This is a genomic window from Brevibacterium sp. CBA3109 (genome assembly GCF_040256645.1).
Classification (GTDB): domain Bacteria; phylum Actinomycetota; class Actinomycetes; order Actinomycetales; family Brevibacteriaceae; genus Brevibacterium; species Brevibacterium koreense.
Genome location: NZ_CP158281.1, coordinates 679,796 through 701,005, shown reverse-complemented (window position 1 = coordinate 701,005; position 21,210 = coordinate 679,796). Strand labels below are relative to the sequence as shown.

Below are 21,210 nucleotides of genomic sequence, written 5' to 3'. Positions count from 1 at the left end.
GACATGCACTTTCACCAGCACGGCTATGTGTCCGCAGATCCGCGGATCGAAGCTGCAGCAGGTTATGGAATCGATCGCCCAGCCGACCTGCCCGATGAGGTTGATGTCCTCATCGTCGGCAGCGGACCGGCCGGCATGATCGCGGCGGCACAGCTCTCTCAGTACCCGGAGGTCAGTACCCGGATCATCGAGAAGCGCGACTCCCGCCTGGTCATCGGGCAGGCCGATGGCATTCAGGCACGCTCGGTCGAGACCTTCCAGGCGTTCGGGTTCGCCGAGGAGATCATGCGCGAGGGCTACCACATCACCGAGATGGCCTTCTGGAATCCGGACCCGGAGAATCCCGAGCACATCATCCGCACCGGACGGCCGAAGGACGATGAGACGGGAATCAGCGAATTCCCGCACCTCATCGTCAACCAGGCGCGAGTGCTCGACTACTTTGCGCAGTTCGCTAAGCAGTCTCCCGCCCGCATCTCTCCCGACTACGGCTTCGAATTCGTCGACCTCACGATTGATGGTGACGACACTGGCGACTGCGCGGCAGTCGATTCCAGTCATCCGGTCACGGTCACCCTCCGGCGCACAGTCGGGGAGCGTGCAGGTGAAGAACGCACCATCCGCGCCGGCTACGTCATCGGCTGCGACGGTGCCCGCTCCGGCGTCCGTAAATCCATCGGACGCACGATGACCGGCGACCAAGCCAACCATGCTTGGGGCGTGATGGACGTGCTCGCAAATTCGGACTTCCCGGACATCCGGACCAAGTGCGCGATCTCCTCGAAGCACGGCAACGTCCTCCTCATCCCCCGCGAGGGCGGGCATCTGTTCCGCATGTACGTCGACCTGGGCGAAGTCTCCGACGACGATGCACGCAAGGTGCGGCAGACAAGCATCGACGAAATCATCGCCAACGCGAACGCCATCATCAGTCCCTACAGCCTCGATGTGAAAGAAGTCGCCTGGCACAGCGTCTACGAAGTCGGTCACCGCCTCACGGACGCCTTCGACGACACCGATGAGACTGCGGTCGGCTCACCGTGCCCGCGCGTGTTCATCACCGGCGATGCCTGCCACACTCACTCGGCGAAGGCCGGCCAGGGCATGAACGTGTCGATGCAGGACGGGTTCAACATCTCATGGAAGCTCGGTCAGGTGATCTCCGGACGGTCCTCACAAGAGCTGCTGCGAACCTATTCCGCAGAACGCCAGGTGACTGCGAAGAATCTCATCGACTTCGACAAGGAATGGTCGACCCTGATGGCGACCCCGCAGGAGGATCTGCCGGAAGAGACCTATCTGCAGGACTTCTACGTCAAGACTGCCGAGTTCCCCGCCGGGTTCATGACCGAGTACACGCAATCAATGATCACTGCGTCCCCCAAACACCAGGAACTGGCCAGCGGGTTCCCTGTCGGCAAGAGGTTCAAATCGGCTCAGGTGCAGCGCAGCTGTGACGCCAACTTCATCCACCTGGGCCATGAGGCCAGGGCTGACGGCCGCTGGCGTGTCTACGTCTTCGCGGATGCACCTGCTCCGATGCTCGGAGATGGTGCAGCCGGTACGGGCGGCTGGGCCGATGACGGCGCAGCAGTTTCGTCGAAGTCCAAGGTCACGCAGTTGGCTGACTGGCTCGAATTCGACCCGGCTTCGCCTCTGGTCAGGTTCCGCCGTGAGGGCGCTGACCTCGATGCGCTCATCGAACTCAGCGTTGTCTACCAACAGGACCATACCGAGTTCTCATTCCCCGATGTTCCAACGGCCTTCCGCCCGCATGTGGGCGAGTTCGACCTCGAATACGTGGAGAAGATCTTCGCGGCCATGCCTGAGGAGGACATCTACGATGAGCGCGGCATCAGTCGTGAGGGTGCTGTGGTCGTGGTTCGCCCCGATCAGTATGTCTCGGGCATCTTTCCTCTGGACGCTCACGATGAGATCGGCGAATTCTTCGCAGGAGTGTTCGTTGCCGAACAGTGACGGTCGATGATGATTCCTGCTCCAGGATGAGCTGAGGAGAACCCTGGCCTGTGAGGCGAGTGCCCTCAGCCTGAAGCGTCATTCCGGGCTGAGGGCATCCCTGTGCCTGCAGGTATTGCTGTGTCTGCAGGCATTGCTGTGCGGGTTGGAGTCACCGCGTTTGGGGGAAATCGAATGAGCGGCCCCGCCTGTCACCGATGAAGCCGGCGATTCCGGCCATTCCGGCGAGCACAAGGGCTCCGCTTCCCAGAACCCAATAGCTCACCCCCGCATCGGGGTGACCGATGAGTGTGGCTCCCCTGCGTTCCCCCGAGGAATCGGTGATCAGGAGTCGGGCTGTCGGCGGATCGATCATGTTCACTTCCAACAGAATGAACAGAGCAAGGCCGATCAGTATGACGATCATTGACCACCAGAGCGGTGGCTCAACGAGCCACGCAATCGCTGCGCATAAGAGCACCGCCGCCCACGGAAGAATAACGTCGAGGCCGATGTCGCTGAAGCTGAATGGCGGTCTGCCCAGGGAAGTCATGGTGACGCTGTGCTCCGCCGAGGCCTGGTTGGAGAAGATGGGCACCCAGATCATCACCACCCAGGCGCTCACGCCCACGAGAGGCAGCAGCCGCGCGATGTGTTCGGCTGCCAAGCGGTGCCGACGAACTCGGATCTGACCGTCGCGTCCTGGCTCGGTCGAGAACCACCGAGTGATTCGCGGGCCGTCGTTCTTCCCGGAGCGACGACGTTCTCCGATCAGGCCACAGATGCCAGCAGCAATCAGGGCGATCCCACCGATCGTCCAGAGCACGGCACCCGGTGCGGGAGAGGCGACCTCCATGCCGCCGATCCACTGTCCGCTGCTGTCTTGACCGTCCCACATGATTGTCGGTGGATCGATGATCTCGCTGGTCAGGAAGATCAGCACAACGACTCCGAGCCCGGAGGCGGACCACGACCAGAACTTCAGCCCGTTGCAGAGCCACACCGAGATCGCGCAAGCCAGCAGGCAGCTCCAGATGATGACGAACTCGAAGTCGGCCTCGATTGCCCTGTCAGGAAGACGACCGAGCGACGTGACGACGATCCGCACGGAGTCGCCGAAGTGCAAGCTGTTGTTCGCGCTGTCGAGGACCGGCACCCAGATCATCACGACCCAAGCGGCCAACGCGAGCAGGGGAAGAGTTCGGGCAGTGCCCCGCAGTCTCTCGCCACCTCGCATCACGCCATCTCTCCCCACGCCGTTGCCCTTGGTCACAGCGCTGCTCCTCCCCATGCCTGCGCCCTGTGCTTGTGTCGCTGTCCGTCGATCCACCCACAGATGCCGGCCGCGATGAGGGCCAAACCCCCGATGCCCCACAGCACGAAACCGAAGTCCGGGAGTGCGACCTCCATGCCACCTGTCGGCATTCCGTCGTCGGTCTGCCCGTCCCACATCAGGAAGGGTGGATCGATGGCAACGGCTACGAGGCCCAGAAGAATGACGACGCCGATCAGGCTGGCTGCGGATGACCACCATTGCGAGCGCCCGAACAACCACGGCAGGAGACGCGCGGTTCGCAGCAGTGCCCGTCCTTGTCGCGTCCTTGGCCGTGGCGGCGAATCCTCAGCGGTGGCATCTGCGTTGCCGCCGTTATCAGGCAAGTGAGCATCGTTCTCGTCGGCGTTCATGCTCAGAATCATGCAGTCTGACGTGGTGGCAGCAGTGTCGGATTTGTTGCAGTTTCACCACGTCATCCCGCGTCGAGCAGGGCCTGTCGTAGGTATCTCTCCGCACAGCTGCCCCCTGGGCCACCGACCCTGCGGGAGTCGCGGCGATAGTTGGGTCGAATCGTTCGCGGAATGGGAAGTGGGTCGACAACCTCGGCGATTTCGAACTCAGGAGGTTCATTCTGCCCAGACGTGGCTCGCTGACTCTCCTCGTACTTCTTCGCTTCCGATTCGGTGATGGGACAGAACGGGATCTCCACTTCGCGGTATTCAGTGTCAGGTGGCGCCCCGGGCCGCTGCGGCTCCAGCAGTCCGGAGAGTTTGAGTCGCCAATCGTCATCGCGTGGCGAAGACCGTGAGATGCCAGTGCCTGCCGAGACTGCTGTTGCGGGCGAGGCTCGTGGGTACTTCATCCGCCTGACGAAAGGAGCGGTCAGATCTTCGTATTCACGACCGCTGGGAGTGGTGACCTTCAGCCCCTCTGCCGTTGCTTCGTGCTTCCAACCAGGATGTTCCTTCGCATAATTGCATGCGGCACACAGTCCCGAGCCGTTCTCCCAAGAAGTTGCACCGCCGGAGGCATACTCATCGGCATGGTCGGCATCCCTGATACGCGCGTCGCACCACGGCGTCCGGCACACATCATCCCGGTAGACGACCATCTGCCTCAGCAGACCCGTGAACGCCCGACCGCGAGATTCCATCCCCACCAGCTGACCGTCGGTGGCGCGGGTGAACATGCGTCGGATGAAGACCTCGGCCTCGTTGGCGGCGATGAAGTTGCGGGCTGTTCGAGCCGGGAGAGGGCCGAAACCCGGCAGCCAGGCGGGAACCATACCATCGGAGAGCAGTGTTTCCGCTTCCACGACAAGGTGCACTTCGGTGGGAACGGCTGCCGCACTCGACTGTCCCGTCATCCGTTCAACGAAGGTGTCGGCCATCAGCTGATTGCTCCTGCGCCCTTCGGCGCCTCCGGCGGCAGATACCGATTCGGCCGTACCTTTCAGCCCCTCATAGACGGCAACGGCCTGCTGGATGGGAAGGATCGCGGACACTCTCCCCATTCCGTCATCGAGCGCGGTCATGGTCACCCGCCGATTCGCCGCCGCCCTCGTCGCCCGCTCTGCCGCCGCCTCGGCGTTCATCTCCTCGGCCAGGGCACGCGCTTCCGTGCGCAGGCTCCGCAGCCCGGCCGGCCCCATACTCATCTTCATCCGGGTATCGACCTTGCGTCGGTCTGCGCTGGGCAGCGTCGCGGTTTCGTCGGCCATGACACGGGCCTTGTCCTCGGAGATCTCCCCCGAGGCGAGAGCCTTGAAGGTGTTCGGCATCTCGTGGACGATTGCGCGCGAAGTGGAAAGAAACTTTCGGCCGGAACCCGGCGAGACCTTCTTCGCCAGGGCGATTTCCTCAGCAGAACGGATTCCACACTCACGCGCGGGAACTTGGTTGAACGCATCCCGACGTCTGCGCAGGGCCTCGAACGCCACAGCCTCGGCGGACTGCGCGGACACGACGGTCGCCTTCAGCCCTTCGAACGCGGCGATCCGCGCCAGTGTCTCGGCTTCGGTCGCAGCGGGCTCCTCGCCACGCAGCAGGGAGGCGAAGCGGTCGATCTCGGCAATGAGATCAAGCTCGCCCGACGGTGCCTCCGGAACGGTCTCCGTGTCCATGCAAACACACTACAAGTCACCCCTGACACGAGATCTCCCGAACCCTGTCGAACCCACGACAGCATCGGATGGAGCGCTAGCCGACGTCCCTCTGGATCCGGTTGAGGACCATATCCATGGCCACGATATTGTGCCCGCCATCAGGGATGATGATGTCGGCATTGCGCTTCGAGGGCTCCACATACAGCTCATGCATCGGCTTCACGGTTCCCAGATACTGGTCCTCGACCGACTGCAGGGTCCGGCCTCGTTCGACGACGTCGCGTTTGATCCGCCGCAGCAGGCGAACATCGGCGTCCGTGTCAACGAAGAGCTTGATGTCGAGCAGCTCACAGATCCGCGGCTCGGCGAAGATGAGAATCCCCTCGACGATGATCACCGGCGATGGTTCGACGAGCGTCGTGCGATCGCTGCGGTTGTGGATCGAGAAGTCATAGACCGGGCTTTCGACCGAGCGTGAGGACCGCAGTGCGCTCAGGTGTTCTACGAAGAGGTCGTTGTCGAAGGCGTCGAGGTCGTCGTAGTTGACCTGCTCGCGTTCTTCGTAGGTCAGTTCGTCTCGTCGCTTGTAGTAGTTGTCGTGAAACAGAACGGATGGCGGGCCCACGCATTTGTCCAGCAGCGCCTGGGTCAGGGTCGTCTTTCCGCTGCCGGTGCCGCCGGCCACGCCTACAATCAAGGTCTCCACGGTTCAACTATCCCTTTCGGCTCGGACTATCCCCAAATTTATACCAGTCACCCTCGCCGAGGTTGCCCGGCGGGTCCGTTTATCCCCGACGGGTGAGCTGTGCCCAGAGGTCTTGGTCGAATCGACGCCGAGCGAAGAGTCCGGCCATATGCCTGACCGCGTTGTCGACCTTGCCTCGCCAGGCGTCCACAGCGGTCTCAGCGTCCCCGAGAGACAGTGCCCTGAAGATGGCACGGTCATCGATGAGGATGCGATCGCTGGCCGGTGAGTAGTCGAGCTGCAGGACCGAGATGAACAGGCGCAGGCGCAGGGTCAGGGCCTCGAAGGCTCGGGCGCTCTGCCGCAGGCCAGAGGCCCGGGCCAGTTCCTGCTGGAAGTGGAGATCAGCGTCCTCGACGTCGATGCCGCTCTTCGTCGCCGCCGATGCCTCCACCTGCCGCAGGGCCAGCTGCACAGGCACGAAGTAGCGCTTCGGCCGCAGCGCCAGAGACCGCAGGAGAACCTCTCCCACCGCCATGCGTCCGGCATAGAGGTCGAGAACGTCGAGGGTGGTGATCAACGGAATCCTCGAACCACCACGTGAGCCGTCGAGCAGCTTGTCATCGACCATGCGCCGCAGTGCGGCATCCACCGAGGAGCGGGGCACCTCCATCCGTCGTGACAGGAGGCGCGGATTGATCCTGTCTCCGGGCTGATAGCCCGAATCGATGATCTCCTCGCGCAAGGCGATCGCGAGGTGTTCGGTGATGGAACGAGTCTCCTTCGGCAACCACGAAGAGATCTCCATTGAGTCAGAAGAAATGGAACTTCTCCTCGCGTCGGTGTGGCTCGACTGCCGCCACATGACTCCTTCGAAGCCGTGCCGCACGCGGGCGGCGAGATCGTCGAGCAGAGACCCGGGAACATCGCGGCAGGCTGCGAGGCCAGATTTCGCGTCGTCGAGGAACTCTGCGAACTCGCGGTGGACCGCAATCTCGGCAGCCCCAACCAGATCACCCCCGCCCGAGGCACTCGTCTCCCCGAAGGGATCGAAGACGATGAAGCGTTCGCGCTGCCCACCAGCCCGAAGCAGATCGAGCGTCGCCGAGGCATCGGTCTGGCGATGCTCACTGTCGAAGCGCTGCGGCCAGTGCTGGACTCCTGCCGAACGCAGAGCGGCCACGATCCCGGCGATGCGGCGCTGCACCCGTCGCGCCGAGACTGGGCTCGCACCTCCGCCGGCGCCCCCACCTTCAGCCTCACCATTGCCGCGCTCACCAGCAACGCGAATGCCGATGACGACCAGAGGGAAGCCGCCCGCAACAACGGTGATCTCGTCACTGCCGAGCAGCTGGTCCGATGGCACCGTCATCCCCCTCATCGCCCGGGACACGATGCTCTGACTCAGCCCTGTCGCATCGGCCAGAGCCCGGGTCGAATAGTCCTTCCCCGAGATTCTCGCCCCGGCGGAGCTCACCAGAGCTTCGACGACCTGATCGGCCGTGTTCTGGATCTGTGGGCGTCCGCTGCGCGGGCGGTCGTCGAGGTCGGATCGCCCCATCCACCGACGCAGACTCGAGGGTGAGATGTTCAGCTCAGCAGCCACCTCGGCGATGGAGGACGAGTCCGTCCTGGCAACAGCGGCGCGACGCATCTCTGAGGAGTACATGATGCGATTCTATTACTTCTGACTCAACTATGTCTGCGATTGGTCACGAGCTCTTCACCCCGGATTTCCTCCGGCGCATACTGGTCTCAACGATCCCGTCAACAGTCAACGGCGACGCGGGAGCGCCTGGCACAGACCCCAGCCAGACTCGTCCAGAGTTCGTCCAACAGAAAAGGAACGAGCAGTTGTTGCACACAGACTCAGATCTCGACCAGCTCACCAGTCGCTCCATCGACACCGTTCGCAAATGGCTGCGCGTAGCAACGAGCAAGACCACGGCGAAGAACCCGGCCGCCGAGCGCCTCTCGGCCGTGCTCTCCGACCCTAACGGGCTCGATTTCACCGTCGGATTCGTCGATCGGGTCGTGCGCACCGATGACGTGCACGCCGCCGCCGATGCCCTGGCGGAAGTCGGCAAGCTCGCCCCCGAGACGATGTCGGCTCTCGACCGCGCCCAGATCAAGACCGGCGCCGCGCTGGCCCGCGCACTGCCGCAGGTCGTCGTGCCCGCAGCCCGCACCCGCCTGCGTCAGATGGTCGGACACATGGTTGTCGACGCCCGCGACAAGCAGTTCGGCAAGGCCGTCGCCGCGCTGACCGCCGACGGACACCGGCTCAACATCAACCTCCTCGGCGAGGCTGTCCTCGGTGATGGCGAAGCCGACCACCACCTCGAGGAAACCCACCGACTTCTGGCTCGCGAAGACGTCGACTACGTCTCGGTCAAGGTTTCCTCGGTCGCCTCTCAGATCTCGATGTGGGCCTTCGACGAGACCGTCGACTACGTCGTCGAACGCCTGCGCCCGCTCTACCAGCAGGCGGCTAAGGCACCGACGGGGTCGAAGTTCGTCAACCTGGACATGGAGGAGTACCAGGACCTCGAACTCACGATCGCGGTCTTCACCCGCCTGCTCGCCGAACCTGAGTTCACGAACCTCGAGGCCGGCATCGTCATCCAGGGCTACCAGCCTGACGCGCTGGGCGCCGTGCAGCGCCTGAGCGAATTCGCCAACGAACGAATCGCCAACGGCGGAGTCGGAATCAAGGTTCGTCTCGTCAAGGGAGCGAACCTCGCGATGGAGACCGTCCACGCGGAGATCGCCGGCTGGCCTACGACCACCTGCGATTCGAAGCAGTCCACCGATGCGAACTACAAGCGCGTCCTCCACTGGCTGTTCACCCCCGAGCGGATGAAGGGGCTGCGCATCGGCGTGGCAGGTCACAACCTCTTCGACATCGCCTTCGCCCACCATCTGTCCGTCGACCGCGAGGTCACCGACCGCGTGGAATTCGAGATGCTGCAGGGCATGGCCTCGGAACAGGCGGCTGCGGTGACCGAGGACGTCGGAGATCTCCTCCTCTACGTCCCAGCCGTGCATCCGAAGGAATTCGACGTCGCGATCTCCTACCTCGTGCGCAGACTCGAAGAGAACTCGTCTCACGAGAACTTCATGTCCGGCATCTTCGACCTGGCCAACGGCAACGAGGTCTTCGTCCGGGAGGCAGACCGCTTCCAGGACTCCGTCAAGCAGCTCGAGGACATCCTCGCGACCGACGGTGAGAGCGCACCTGCCCCCAACCGGAACCAGGACCGTTCGACCGAGCGCGATGTCCCAGGAACTGCCCCGACCGAGTTCTTCAACGAACCGGATACCGATCCCTCTCTGCCTGCGAACCAGAAGTGGGCCAAGGAGATCATCGCCGAGGCGACCGCCCCCGGATATCTCGACGATCGGCCGAAGACTCCGAAGGTCGATTCGGCTGCGAAGCTCGATGAGATGATCGCCAATGGCCGCGAGGCCGCCAAGGCCTGGCGCGAGCTGGGTGCTGCCGGTCGTGGCGAGATCCTCCACCGTGCGGCAGAGGTGTTCTCCGTCCGTCGCGGTGAGTTCATCGCAGTCGAGGCCGCCGAGGTGGGCAAGATGCCTTCGCAATCCGATCCTGAGATCTCCGAGGCCATCGACTTCATCCGCTACTACGCGCTGAATGCCGCCGAACTGGAGAACCTCGAGGGCGCGAACTTCGTCCCCGATGAGATGGTCGTCATCACCCCACCGTGGAACTTCCCCGTCGCCATCCCCACCGGCGGAACCGTGGCAGCCCTTGCCGTAGGTTCGGCTGTCATCCACAAACCATCAAAGCCCACACCGCACTGCTCGGCACTCATCATCGACTGCCTATGGGAGGCCGGTGTGCCCAAGGACGTGCTGCAGCTGTGCACGCCGTCCGATCGGGACCTCAGCCGCCACCTCGTCGCCCACCCGGATGTCGATCGCGTCATCCTCACCGGTGCCTCCGAGACCGCGGCGCTGTTCAAGTCCTTCCGTCCCGATCTCCACGTCAATGCGGAGACCTCCGGCAAGAACGCACTGGTCATCACCCCTGCCGCCGACCGCGATCTGGCTGTGGCCGATCTCGTGCACTCGGCCTTCGGGCACGCCGGACAGAAGTGCTCGGCCGCGTCACTGGGCATCATGGTCGGGTCCACTCACGACTCGCAGCGTTACCGCAAGCAGCTCATCGATGCCGCCGCGTCCATGGTCGTCGACTGGCCGGCAAACATGTCGGCGACGATGGGACCGCTGACCGAGGACCCCTCGGACAAGCTCGAGCGGGCGCTGACATCACTGGAACCCGGTGAGTCCTGGCTGCTTCAGCCCAAGCAGCTCGATGACACGGGCCGCCTGTGGAGCCCGGGAATCAAGGAAGGCGTCAAGCCCGGATCGTTCTTCCACCTCACCGAGGTGTTCGGTCCGGTGCTCGGCATCATGCACGCTCGTGACCTCGACGAGGCGATCGAGTTCCAGAACGCGCCTGCCTTCGGCCTCACCGGCGGCATCCACTCCCTTGACCCCGAGGAGGTGCGCACCTGGCTCGAGAACGTGCAGGTCGGCAACGCCTACGTCAATCGCGGCATCACCGGCGCAATCGTCCGGCGCCAGTCCTTCGGCGGCTGGAAGCAGTCCTCCGTCGGACTCGGCTCGAAGGCGGGTGGCCCGAACTACCTCATGCTCTTCGGTCACTACACCGACGATCCCTCCACCCTGCCAGGCGCTGCTGACACGAGCCAGAACCTCGAGCTGGCTAAGGCCGACGATGAGCGTTGGCTGGCTCGCGAATTCGGGGCGGCGAAGGACCACACCGGCCTCCAAGCGGAAGCGAACATCTTCCGCTACCGGCCTCGTCCCGTCACCCTGCGAGTGACCTCGACCTCGTCGCTGTTCGATCTCGAGAGGTCACTGCATGCCGCGAAGTCTGTGGGGTCGAGCGTGCAGCTGTCCGTCGCCGAGGATGTGGCCTCCGAGGTGAAGATCGCCGTCACGAACGCGCGCGTTCCGGCTCGCACCGAGTCCGCGTCGACATTCGCCGATATGGTCGGCCAGGGTCGATACGACGATTCTGTCGGTGCCCGTATCCGCGTGCTCGGACCGCAGGAACCCGAGCTGTTGGCGGCGACCGCCTCCCGTCCCGAGGTTGCCGTCATCGATGAGCCCGTGACCTCCTCGGCACGGGTGGAGATGCGGTACTACGTGCAGGAGCAGGCCGTGTCCATGACTCTGCACCGCTTCGGCAACCCCAGCCGCGACTTCCACGAACTGGCGGCCGAACTGAAGGCCTGAGCAGATCGAGAAACCGGCTGCCGGCTGTCGAAAGGCGCCCCAGAATAACCCTTCACCAGGTTGTTCTGGGGCGCCTTCGGTATGCCGCACTGCTGCTGTCGCAGGACTCTCTGCGGTCGCCGGGCGGCGTCAGAACCAGCTCTGCTCGTCTGCGGTGAGCCAGCTGATGGGGTTGACATTGCGTCCGTTGGACATCGCCACCGACAGAATATTGGCGAGATAGCGGTCTTCGGAGATCTCCAGTGGACTCCCCGCGCCGTCTCGGCTGCGGCGCAGGTGGCGCAGCAGCGGTCGCCCACGGGACACCTCGAGCAGAGCAGCATCCTGCTGGCCGCAGACCGTCGCGGAGAAGACATGGTCGGCACCGGCGAAGACGATGCCGTGCTCCTGCTCGAGCCAGCCGCTGACGGATGCCGCGTCGGCGGAGACCTTCTCGACCAGCTCCCCGAGCTCCTCCGGGTAGCTGGTCCTCTCGACCATCACCTTCTCACCGTCGAGGAGACGAACACGCAGCACACGCAGCACACGTGCACGAGGGTCGACATTGAGTGCAGCCGCGTTCTCCTTGCCGGCGATGTGCCAGCCCTGCTCGATGACATGGCCGCCGGGAGTGCGACCATGCGCGCTGGCCCACTGCGCAAAGCTGCGGAACTCTTCAGCCACGGCGGCGGGCCGAGGCTTGCGCAGCACCGTCTTCCGGGCACCTCGGCGACCGCCCAAGGTGCCTTCGCTGACAAGCAGGCGCAGGGCCTCGCGCACCGTTCCGGGAGCGACTTCGTATTCAGCGGCGAGCGCCGCCTCGGATTCGAGACTCTGCCCCACCTGCCGCGCACCATTGCGAATAGAATCACGGATCTGCTCCGCGATCTGCTCATACCGTGCCTCGATCACTCCTGCGATCCCCTCATGATCGTCCTTCCAGTCCAGCCGGTCATCTCACCACGGCATACAGTAACGTGCATCTACGGTACCGCAGGAGATCAGGCGCAGCCGACAGCGATCTCCGCCCGTATCGTCGGTCCAGAAACCACCTCATCCCTACCGTCGATTTCCGTGGCTCACTAGTGAACTTTTAGTAAATTTCAGAACCTCACTAGTAATCTGGTTTGGCATTATCGGACAGGTTCTCTATCGTGGACGTAGCTTGAACCGTCCCAACAGCCACCGCAACACGCTTGCGCACAGATCTGCGCACACGTCCGAAAGGCGAGTACAACGATGTTCAGACAGACAACGAAGCTCACTGCCGCCCTCACGCTGGGCACTCTGGCAGTCCTCTCCGGCTGCGGCGGCAGCGCAGAGTCCGAGGAGTCGGCCGATTGGCGCGCGGCGACCTCGGTTGAAGACGGCGGCGGCATGGATGCCCTCGTCGAAGCCGCCCAGGCCGAAGGCACCCTCAACGTCATGGGGCTCTTCCCCGACTGGGCGAACTACGGCGGACTGCTCAAAGCGTTCTCGGACAAGTACGACATCGAGGTCAAGAACGACACCTCGACCGGCGCCAGCCAGGACCTCATCAACGCCGTCAAGAACAGGCAGGGGCAGGAGACCTCGCTCGACTACCTTGACACCGGCGAGTCCTTCGCCATCGACGCGTCAGAGCAGGGTCTGCTCGCGGAGTACCGCCCGGCGACGGCCGATTCTCTTCCCGAGAACATGCAGTCCTCGGACGGCACCTGGTTCAACCACCTCGGCGGGACCATGGCCATCGGCTGTGACACCGCGGCGGTGAAGACATGCCCGACGACGTTCGCAGATCTCCTCGATTCCGAGTACAAGGGCAAGGTCGCGATTCGCGGCAATCCGACGACAGGCGAGGCCGGATTCATGACGGTCATGGCGGCATCGCTGGCCAATGGCGGCTCGCTCGACGACATCCAGCCGGGAATCGACTACTTCGCCGAACTTTCCAACAAGGGCAACCTCGTGCCGACGGAAGCCGAAGCCGGCACAATCGAGACCGGGGAGACCCCGATCGTCATCAACTGGGACTACCTGCTGCTGCAGTGGGCCGATGACCTGTCCGACGGCGGAGTCGATATGTCGATCGAAATCCCCTCCGACGGGACCGTCGCCTCCTACTATGCCGCCTCGGTCAACGACGATGCGCCGCATCCGGCCGTTGCCCGTCTCTGGCAGGAGTTCGTCTTCAGCGATGAAGGTCAGAACCTTCTACTCAAGGGCTATGTGCTCCCCGGCCGCCTCGACAGCATGGTCGACGACGGCACAGCCGATGAGAAGGCGCTGTCGAAGCTGCTCGACGATGCAGTGGACAAGGAAGCACCCCAGCCCACCCAGGAGCAGCGTGACTCGCAGGCCAAGGTGCTCGCCGACAACTGGGCGAAAGCGGTCGGATGATTTCTGCTCCAACCGATACCCGACGCAGACCGAGCCTGTCGCCGGCATGGGCCGCACTGGCTCCGCTGACCGTCATCCTCGCGCTCTTCTTCGTCGTCCCGATCGGCGGAATGGTCGTGACCTCCCTGCTCGTTGGCGGTAGTTCACCGGGGACGTCGACCTTCAGCGTCGACAACTTCACTGCTTTGGGTTCCGGCTCCCGGTCCATGGCGCTGAAGAACAGTCTGCTCCTGTCGTTCACGGCTGCGAGCGTCGCAGCCGTGTTCGGCGGCATCTGCGCGTGGGCGATCTCAACAGTGAAATCGAAGGTCGTCGACTCACTGACGGCAGTGATCTCCAGTGTTCTGGCCAATGACGGAGGCGTCCCGCTGGCGTTCTCCTTCATCGTCGCCGTGGGCAACACCGGTTACTTCACGGCGCTGATCACTGCGGTCGATTCCACCTTCACGCTCTACAGCGTCAAGGGCCTCATCCTCATGTACCAGTACTTCCTCATCCCGACGATGATCCTGCTGACGCTGCCCAGCTTCGTCGCACTCAAACAGCAGTGGCGGGAAGCCAACACCTCGCTGGGAGGAAGCAGCTGGACATTCTGGCGCCGCGTCGGTCTGCCCGTCATCACCCCAGCACTGCTCGGGGCATGGCTGCTGATGTTCGGCTCGGCCTTCGGCACCCATGCCTCGGCTGCGGTCCTCATCGGCACCGGGGCTTTCCCCCTCATCCCACTCGAGATCGCGGGCCAGCTCGCCGGCTCGGCCGCCACTGGCGGCGAAGGCGTGGCGATGGCTCTGGGCGTGACCACCGGAGTAATCGCGGTGATCGTCCTCATCGCCTTCAACGCACTGACGAAGAGGAGCGCAAAGTGGCTCAACAACTGAACGCCGGCACCCGTCCGCGCCCCGCCATGACCAAATTCCTCGCCTGGCTGCCGATCGTCGCCTTGGCGATCTTCATCCTCACCCCGCTGCTGAGCTCGCTGACCTACTCGTTCTTCCGCTCCGACGGCAGCTTCACCACCTCGGGGCTGACCGGTCTCGCCGACTCCGGAAAGATCGTCGCACCCCTGACCCGCAGCCTCATCGTGTCCGTGCTCGCCGCCGCAGTCCTCATCGCCACAGTCGTTCCGGCAGTGGTCGCGGTCCACCTCTGGGCACCGAAGATGCGCTCTGTTCTCAGCATCCTCTGCACTCTGCCCCTTGTAGTTCCTGCGATCGCGATCGTGGCAGGACTCTCGGCCGTGCTGCGCAATCTGGCTTCCCACGGCCGGGGCAGCCTCGGGATGGAGCTGAATACGATACTGCAGTCACAGGACCTTCCCCTTGTGCTCGTGGGCACATATGTCGTGCTCTGCCTGCCCTTCACCTTCAGGTCGATCGACGCGGGCCTGTCGACGCTGCCGCTGCGCACGCTCTACGAGTCCTCGTCCATCCTCGGCGCGCGCATGGGCACCACCCTGTGGAAGGTGGTCATGCCGAATATCCGCGGACCGATCATCTTCTCCGCGTTCTTCACATTCGCTCTCTCGATCGCCGAATACACTGTGGCCGCGACCCTGTCGATCAACACGCTCCCGGTGTTCCTCAACACCCTCTCCAGCACGAACTTCCGTGGTTCGATCACACTGTCCGTGCTGCTCAACCTCACAACGTGGCTGCTGCTGGCTTCAGCGACTCTGAGCGCTTCGCGCTTCGGACACCGCTCACAGGCAGAGCCCCCACCGACCGCGGCCAACGAGCCTCGAAAGGAAGTCGAGATCTCATGAGCACAGCAACGAAGAGTCCACCCATTCAGGCAGCAGCGAAGGGCCGGGGCGAGTCGATGTCGGTCCGTTTCGACCGGGTCAGCAAATCGTATGGCGACACCGAGGTGCTGCGTGATTTCAGCATCGACATCGCCGCCGGCAGCATGGTCAGCTTCCTCGGCCCCTCGGGCTGCGGTAAGACGACGACCCTGCGCATCCTCGCCGGCTTCGAACCCGTCAACGGCGGCGACGTCATCGTCGGCGGCGAATCGGTGCTGCAGCTGCCACCCAACCAGCGCAGCATGGGAATGGTGTTCCAGAGCTACAGCCTCTTCCCCAACCTCAGCGTCCTCGACAACATCGAGTACGGACTGCGCATTCGCAAGGTCGATGGCAGCGCCCGGCGCCGACGCTCCGAGGAACTGCTCGAGATCTGTGGGCTCACCGAGATGGGCACGCGCTACCCCCATCAGCTCTCCGGTGGGCAGCAGCAGCGCGTGGCTCTGGCCCGCGCCCTGGCCACACAGCCGAAGGTGCTCCTGCTCGATGAACCCCTGTCGGCTCTCGACGCCTCGGTCCGCTCCTCGCTGCGCGACGAGATCCGCCGAGTCCAGCAGACCCTGGGCACCACCACCGTCTTCATCACCCACGATCAGGGTGAGGCCCTGGCCATCGCCGACACGGTGGCTGTGATGAACGCAGGCAGAATCGAGCAGTACTCGGCGCCAGACGAGATCTATTCCCGCCCTGCCACGTCATTCGTCGCACGCTTCGTCGGTTCGATCAACGAATTCGCCGTGCCCGCGAACTGGGCGACCGGCGACCGCCTGCCGATCACCTCGGACGCCGATGACGTCATCTTCGTTCGCCCCGAGAACCTCAGCATCACTGCAAGAGACGACGGCTTCCTCCAGGTCAAGCGTCAGACCTACACGGGTGAACGGACCATGATCCACCTCGGCCGGCCCGACAGCGAGACCGCCGAATGGTCGGCGTCTGTGTCCTCGGCCAATGCCGGCGCGCTGCAGACGGGCACACGCGTCGAGGCCGCAGTGACGGCCGACGCCGGCCTGCGCCTGCCTCGCGCTGAAGCCGAAGGAGCCCGGGCATGATCCTCTCCGATCCGGAGGGCGCGATCTTTGACTGCGACGGCATCCTCGTCGACTCCGAACAGCCGTGGATCGACCTCATGACGAGCTATCTGCGCACCCTCGGAGCCAGTCACATCCCGGCTGAGCGGCTGCGCGGGCTCACCGCCGCCGAGGCGGTCACGTCGTTGGCCGAGATCCATCAGCACCTTGGCTCCCCCTCTGATGCGACCCCACCGACGGCCGCCGAGGTGGACGCCGCCTACAGTGACTCGCTCGCGGACTTGAGCGCCCCCATGCCAGGGGCGCTGGAGTTCGTCGCATCGATGTCGGGGGTCATCCCGGTGGCGGTGGCCAGCAACGGGCGAGCCGCGGACGTCCGGGGACTGCTCGAACGCGCAGGGATGCTCCGCCTCTTCGACATCATCGTGACCATCGATGATGTCGAACACGGCAAACCCGACCCCGCACCCTACCTCCTTGCCGCACAGCGTCTCGGCGTGACTGCCTCGGCGGTGGTCGCCTTTGAGGACTCCCCTGTCGGGTCACGGGCCGCCGCAGACGCAGGCTGCACCGTGATCGGCATCAACGATGATCCAGATGTCGAACTGGCCGGGGATGTGCGCCTGGCAGACTTCGGGCAGCTGCGCTTCGACCGCACTGCACACTCAATCCATCTGCTCCGATGAGCAGTCGACCGAAACAGGAGACCCCCATGTCCACATTCACCCTGCAGACGTGGAACCTCTGGTACGGAGGCCGAGAGGTCGACTTCGGCCAGGAGAAGCAATACGCGATCGCCGCTCAGTTCCCCGCGGACGTGCTCGCGCTACAGGAATGCTGGGGAAACGCCGCGGAGAATCTGGCTCCGAAGCTCGATGCAGCCTGCGCGCAGTCCGCCTTCGACAACGCCGTGCTCAGCACCGGCGAGCTGAGCGCGGTGAACACGGACACGATTCCCTACGCTCAGGCGGCCGTGATCCGACCGGTACCGGGCTCCGCGGAGATCCTGGTGTGGTCTGTGCATCTGGCCCCCTACCCCTATGCTGTCTACACCGCGTTGCAAGGCGGCGGCCAAACGGTCGCCGATGAAGAGGAGGCGCCACGGGTGAGGCAGATCGAGCAGATCCTTGCAGAAACCGACCGCATCTGCACCGAGCTAGGAAAACCGGAACTGCCGGTGGTGATCTGCGGGGACTTCAACACACCAGCCACAGGTGACTGGGCAGGACGGTCAGATCGGCCCGACATCGCGTGGGGATCGCCGGATGCGCTGCTTGACGCCGGTTTCATCGATTCCTTCCGCCAGGTCCATCCCGATCCGTGCACTGTCCGCGCCGACACCTGGTCGCCGATCGAACCTCTCACCCATGCCGGGCACGAGGAGAAGCCGGAGCCGGGACGCACCGACGGCGCCGAACCGCGCGACCGCCTCGACTTCATCTTCTCCAGGGGGCTGCAGATAGTCGACAGTGTGATCCGCGGCGCCAGCGCTGAAGGTCTCGACGAACCCGGGTTCGTCGATGTCGGCGGCCGCTGCGAACACATTCCCAATCAGCGCCGAAATCGGTTCCCCTCCGATCACCAGCTGGTCGAGACCGTATTCACCTGCCCGGAGGACTGAGCCAGGTCACGGTGTCTCGACGTGGTCACTGTGTCTCGTCATAGTGTCCGGACCGTGTAGTAGTCTCGAGTCCACCAGTGCACCCAGCGTTCATTCGCAGAGTTCACATCTCGTTCACAAGGTCGTCACCGATGACGCCCTGTCGCTGGATAGGGTGCATGCGACTGCACCGGAATCTCTCACGGTGCTCGAGAACTCGAAAGGCTCATATGACAGTCTCTAAGACGGCCTCATCGTGCGCGGCGCTCAGCCTCGTCGCGGCGATCGGCCTCACCCTTCCTGTCGCTCCGGCGACCGCGGCACTTGCCGCCGAAGATCCGCACATCAGCGAGATCGGCTATACGCTCGAGACCGACTTCGTCGAGATCGCCGCCGACCCCGGCACCGACGTCTCGGGGTGGACCATCGGGTCCGTCACTCGCGGAGGCAGCGTCCAGGCGGCGGAGAACACCACCACCGTTCCCGAGGGCACCACCGTCGGTGAGTCGGGTGCTGTGGCAGTCGATGTGCCGATCACGAACTCCGTGAAGTCCGGCAGCGCCGCCGACGGCAGCTATGGATCGTCTGCTTTCGCCATCGACGATGACGGTATGCTCATCGGTTTCGAGCAGATCGGCGGAGTCACCGATGGCATGGGCGTGACGGGCAAATCGAACAAGCACACCCCGGACGCCGTCGTCGGCGAAGAGGCCGCACCCACCGGTGCCACCGCTTCAGGCGGAGCGTCCATCCAACTCATCGACGGCACCTGGACATCCGCAGCCCCCACCCCGGATGCGCTGCCCGGTGACAGCGACGACGGTCCGGACACCCCTGTCCCCGAGGATGTCACCCCGATCGCCGAAATCCAGGGCACCGGGGACGAAAGCCCACTGCAGGGCGAGACCGTCAAGACTCAAGGCGTCGTCACAGCTGCTTACCCGAGCGGCGGCCTGAACGGATACTACGTGCAGACACCGGGCACAGGTAGCGCCGAAGATGAGACACCAGGCGCCTCGGACGGTATCTTCGTCTACTCCCCCGACACGGTCTCCGACATCAGCATCGACGACCATCTCGAACTGACCGGCAAGGTGTCAGAGCACTATGGGCAGACTCAGATCTCCGTCAGCGGCACAGGGAAGACGGCCGTGGATGAGCCCGCCGAGGCGGTCAAGCCGGTCGAGGACGTCTTCCCCGACGAGGCTGCCGCACGTGAAGCCCTCGAAGGCATGCTGCTGCAGCCCAGCGGGGAGCTGACCGTGGCCGATAACTACAACACGAATTCCTACGGCGAAGTGGTTCTGGCCACCGGCGACAAAACCCTTCCGCAGCCCACCGATGTGGCCCGACCGGGAAGTGCCGAAGCCAAGGCCATCGAGGCCGAGAACCTCAGTCGAGAGGTCATCCTCGACGACGGCGCCACCGTAAACTATCTGGAGAACGACAAGGACACTGTCCTGCCCTATGTCTCCAACGACGCCCCCGTCCGGGTCGGCGCTCAGGCCACAATCACCTCGCCGGTGGTGCTCGGCTTCGACCACCAGAAGTGGCGCTTCCAACCCACCACCCGCCTGACCGGGGACAACGCCGAAGCGATCCAGCCTGCCAGCTTCGCCGACACCCGCACCGAGGGCCCGAAGGACATCGGCGGCCAGGTCAGCCTGGCCAGCTTCAACGTCCTCAACTACTTCACCACCACCGGCGATCAGCTCTCCGGATGCAGCTACTACGATGACCGCCAGGGCAACCACATCACCGTCCGCAGCGGCTGCGAGGCTCGCGGCGCGGCCAATGCCGAGAGCCTCAAGCGGCAGGAGACCAAGATCGTCACAGCGATCAACAAGCTCGATGCCTCGGTCGTCTCTCTCATGGAGATTGAGAACTCGTCCGTCTTCGGCGAGGATCGCGATGCTGCGCTGGGAACTCTGGTCTCACGCCTCAACGAGGCTGCCGGAACCACGAGGTGGGACTTCGTCCCCTCCCCCGAAGAGGTGCCGACAGATGAAGATGTCATCCGCACGGCCTTGATCTATCAGCCCGCCGAGGTGGCCCCGCAGAACGATTCCACGATCCTTGACGATCAGGCTGCGTTCTCCAACGCCCGCGAACCCCTGTCACAGGCCTTCACACCGAGGGACGAGTCCGGTGAGCTCGAAGCCGCCAAGACCTTCCTCTCGATCTCGAACCACTTCAAGTCAAAGGGTTCAGGCGAAGGCCCCGGCAATGAGGACAGTGGTGACGGGCAGGGCAATTCGAACGCGGATCGCGTGAAGCAGGCGAAGTCCCTCGTCGAGTTCGCAAGCGAGCAGCAGAAGGCCGCAGACAGTGACTTCGTCTACCTGCTCGGCGACTTCAACTCCTATACGCAGGAGGACCCGATGCAGGTCTTCTATGAGGCCGGGTTCAAGGACGTCGCAGCCGAGAAGACGGACAAGTCGACGTATGTCTACCAGTCCCGGACGGGCAGTCTCGATCACGTGCTGGCGTTGGATGCCTCGAGTTCGAACGGTTCGAACGGTTCGAACGGTTCGGCTGCCCTGCCGTCAAGCGCCTTCGATGCGATCATCGGCGCCGATGTCTGGAACATCAACTCGGTCGAAGCGTTGGCGCTGGAATACAGTCGCTTCAACTACAACGCAGGCGACTTCTACGCTCCGGATCAGTTCCGCGCTTCGGACCACGACCCGGTCGTCGTCGGACTCTTCGAGCCTGCAGATGATGACGGAAACGACGACGGCGCCTCGGACGAGGGCAACGCTGGGGCATCGGACGAGGGCAACGCCGAGGCAGATGGCGGGGCAGATGGCGGCGAAGGCGCCTCAGCTGGCGCAGACGGCGGCGATGCAGAAGCGGCCGACGACGGCGGCGAAGGTGCCTCGGCTGGCGCAGACGGCGGCGCTTCCGACAGCGATGCCGGCGACGACAGCGACGGCGGCGACGACCTGCCTCGCACCGGCGTCGATCCGACGCTGATGATGGCGATTGCGGCCGGGCTGATCGTCATCGGTGCGAGCATCATGCTCATCGTCCGTCGACGCCGCTTGGGAGGGCAACTCTAGCCGAGGGCTGAGATTGTGAGGGAAGAGAAGGTTGATTTCTGAGCTTGA

At 64.0% G+C, this 21,210-nt stretch carries 15 protein-coding genes; 9 read left to right on the top strand and 6 right to left on the bottom strand.

What is annotated here, in order from left to right:
• Window positions 1-3 precede the first annotated feature (3 nt).
• Window positions 4-1,977 (top strand): FAD-binding monooxygenase, encoded by a 1,974-nt coding sequence (locus AAFP32_RS03140; RefSeq protein ID WP_350270610.1) that lies wholly within the window; start codon window positions 4-6, stop codon window positions 1,975-1,977.
• A 151-nt stretch (window positions 1,978-2,128) separates the two neighbouring features.
• Here AAFP32_RS03140 and AAFP32_RS03135 read toward each other — a convergent pair whose 3' ends face one another.
• The 5 genes from AAFP32_RS03135 to AAFP32_RS03115 form a co-directional block, all read right to left on the bottom strand.
• The gene (locus AAFP32_RS03135) at window positions 2,129-3,229 is read right to left on the bottom strand and encodes a hypothetical protein (protein WP_350270609.1); all 1,101 of its coding nucleotides are present in this window, start codon (window positions 3,227-3,229) and stop codon (window positions 2,129-2,131) included.
• Window positions 3,226-3,642 carry a hypothetical protein gene (locus tag AAFP32_RS03130; RefSeq protein ID WP_350270608.1) on the bottom strand — a complete coding sequence of 139 codons (417 nt, stop codon included), beginning with the start codon at window positions 3,640-3,642 and terminating at the stop codon, window positions 3,226-3,228. Before AAFP32_RS03130 ends, AAFP32_RS03135 begins: the two co-directional genes overlap by 4 nt.
• A gap of 62 nt (window positions 3,643-3,704) precedes the next feature.
• Window positions 3,705-5,354: an HNH endonuclease gene (locus tag AAFP32_RS03125; protein ID WP_350270607.1), complete on the bottom strand. Its 1,650-nt coding sequence runs from the start codon at window positions 5,352-5,354 to the stop codon at window positions 3,705-3,707.
• A gap of 76 nt (window positions 5,355-5,430) precedes the next feature.
• Window positions 5,431-6,042, bottom strand: a complete 612-nt coding sequence (gene udk, locus AAFP32_RS03120) for a uridine kinase (protein ID WP_350270606.1) — start codon at window positions 6,040-6,042, stop codon at window positions 5,431-5,433.
• 79 nt (window positions 6,043-6,121) lie between these two features.
• On the bottom strand, window positions 6,122-7,690 hold the full coding sequence (locus AAFP32_RS03115) for an FCD domain-containing protein (RefSeq protein ID WP_350270605.1): 1,569 nt from the start codon (window positions 7,688-7,690) through the stop codon (window positions 6,122-6,124).
• Between the two features lie 185 nt (window positions 7,691-7,875).
• On the opposite strand from AAFP32_RS03115, the gene AAFP32_RS03110 reads away from it, so the two are divergent.
• On the top strand, window positions 7,876-11,310 hold the full coding sequence (locus tag AAFP32_RS03110; protein ID WP_350270604.1) for a bifunctional proline dehydrogenase/L-glutamate gamma-semialdehyde dehydrogenase: 3,435 nt from the start codon (window positions 7,876-7,878) through the stop codon (window positions 11,308-11,310).
• A gap of 129 nt (window positions 11,311-11,439) precedes the next feature.
• Here the strand turns inward: AAFP32_RS03110 and AAFP32_RS03105 are convergent, their stop codons facing one another.
• Entirely contained in the window at window positions 11,440-12,201 is a 762-nt protein-coding gene (locus AAFP32_RS03105; protein WP_350270603.1) for a GntR family transcriptional regulator, read from the bottom strand.
• A gap of 327 nt (window positions 12,202-12,528) precedes the next feature.
• Here AAFP32_RS03105 and AAFP32_RS03100 point away from each other — a divergent pair, with 327 nt between their 5' ends.
• From AAFP32_RS03100 to AAFP32_RS03070, 7 genes are all read left to right on the top strand, one after another.
• The gene (locus AAFP32_RS03100; protein ID WP_350270602.1) at window positions 12,529-13,668 is read left to right on the top strand and encodes an extracellular solute-binding protein; all 1,140 of its coding nucleotides are present in this window, start codon (window positions 12,529-12,531) and stop codon (window positions 13,666-13,668) included.
• Entirely contained in the window at window positions 13,665-14,546 is an 882-nt protein-coding gene (locus AAFP32_RS03095; protein ID WP_350270601.1) for a spermidine/putrescine ABC transporter permease, read from the top strand. Before AAFP32_RS03100 ends, AAFP32_RS03095 begins: the two co-directional genes overlap by 4 nt.
• Window positions 14,531-15,430: an ABC transporter permease gene (locus AAFP32_RS03090; protein WP_350270600.1), complete on the top strand. Its 900-nt coding sequence runs from the start codon at window positions 14,531-14,533 to the stop codon at window positions 15,428-15,430. The genes AAFP32_RS03095 and AAFP32_RS03090 overlap by 16 nt, the downstream gene beginning before the upstream one ends.
• The gene (locus AAFP32_RS03085) at window positions 15,427-16,521 is read left to right on the top strand and encodes an ABC transporter ATP-binding protein (RefSeq protein ID WP_350270599.1); all 1,095 of its coding nucleotides are present in this window, start codon (window positions 15,427-15,429) and stop codon (window positions 16,519-16,521) included. Before AAFP32_RS03090 ends, AAFP32_RS03085 begins: the two co-directional genes overlap by 4 nt.
• Complete coding sequence (locus tag AAFP32_RS03080; RefSeq protein ID WP_350270598.1) at window positions 16,518-17,186, top strand: HAD family phosphatase; 669 nt, start codon at window positions 16,518-16,520, stop codon at window positions 17,184-17,186. The genes AAFP32_RS03085 and AAFP32_RS03080 overlap by 4 nt, the downstream gene beginning before the upstream one ends.
• Window positions 17,187-17,212: 26 nt before the next feature.
• Complete coding sequence (locus AAFP32_RS03075) at window positions 17,213-18,121, top strand: endonuclease/exonuclease/phosphatase family protein (RefSeq protein ID WP_350270597.1); 909 nt, start codon at window positions 17,213-17,215, stop codon at window positions 18,119-18,121.
• A gap of 209 nt (window positions 18,122-18,330) precedes the next feature.
• Window positions 18,331-21,162, top strand: a complete 2,832-nt coding sequence (locus AAFP32_RS03070) for an ExeM/NucH family extracellular endonuclease (protein ID WP_350270596.1) — start codon at window positions 18,331-18,333, stop codon at window positions 21,160-21,162.
• Window positions 21,163-21,210: the final 48 nt, after the last annotated feature.

Excerpts from the sequence above, each read along its gene's own strand:
- AAFP32_RS03140 (WP_350270610.1), top strand. The coding sequence starts at position 4 with ATGCACTTTCACCAGCACGGCTATGTGTCCGCAGATCCGCGGATCGAA.
- AAFP32_RS03130 (WP_350270608.1), bottom strand. The coding sequence starts at position 3,642 with ATGAACGCCGACGAGAACGATGCTCACTTGCCTGATAACGGCGGCAAC.
- AAFP32_RS03125 (WP_350270607.1), bottom strand. The coding sequence starts at position 5,354 with ATGGACACGGAGACCGTTCCGGAGGCACCGTCGGGCGAGCTTGATCTC.
- AAFP32_RS03115 (WP_350270605.1), bottom strand. The coding sequence starts at position 7,690 with ATGTACTCCTCAGAGATGCGTCGCGCCGCTGTTGCCAGGACGGACTCG.
- AAFP32_RS03100 (WP_350270602.1), top strand. The coding sequence starts at position 12,529 with ATGTTCAGACAGACAACGAAGCTCACTGCCGCCCTCACGCTGGGCACT.
- AAFP32_RS03095 (WP_350270601.1), top strand. The coding sequence starts at position 13,665 with ATGATTTCTGCTCCAACCGATACCCGACGCAGACCGAGCCTGTCGCCG.
- AAFP32_RS03085 (WP_350270599.1), top strand. The coding sequence starts at position 15,427 with ATGAGCACAGCAACGAAGAGTCCACCCATTCAGGCAGCAGCGAAGGGC.
- AAFP32_RS03080 (WP_350270598.1), top strand. The coding sequence starts at position 16,518 with ATGATCCTCTCCGATCCGGAGGGCGCGATCTTTGACTGCGACGGCATC.
- AAFP32_RS03075 (WP_350270597.1), top strand. The coding sequence starts at position 17,213 with ATGTCCACATTCACCCTGCAGACGTGGAACCTCTGGTACGGAGGCCGA.
- AAFP32_RS03070 (WP_350270596.1), top strand. The coding sequence starts at position 18,331 with ATGACAGTCTCTAAGACGGCCTCATCGTGCGCGGCGCTCAGCCTCGTC.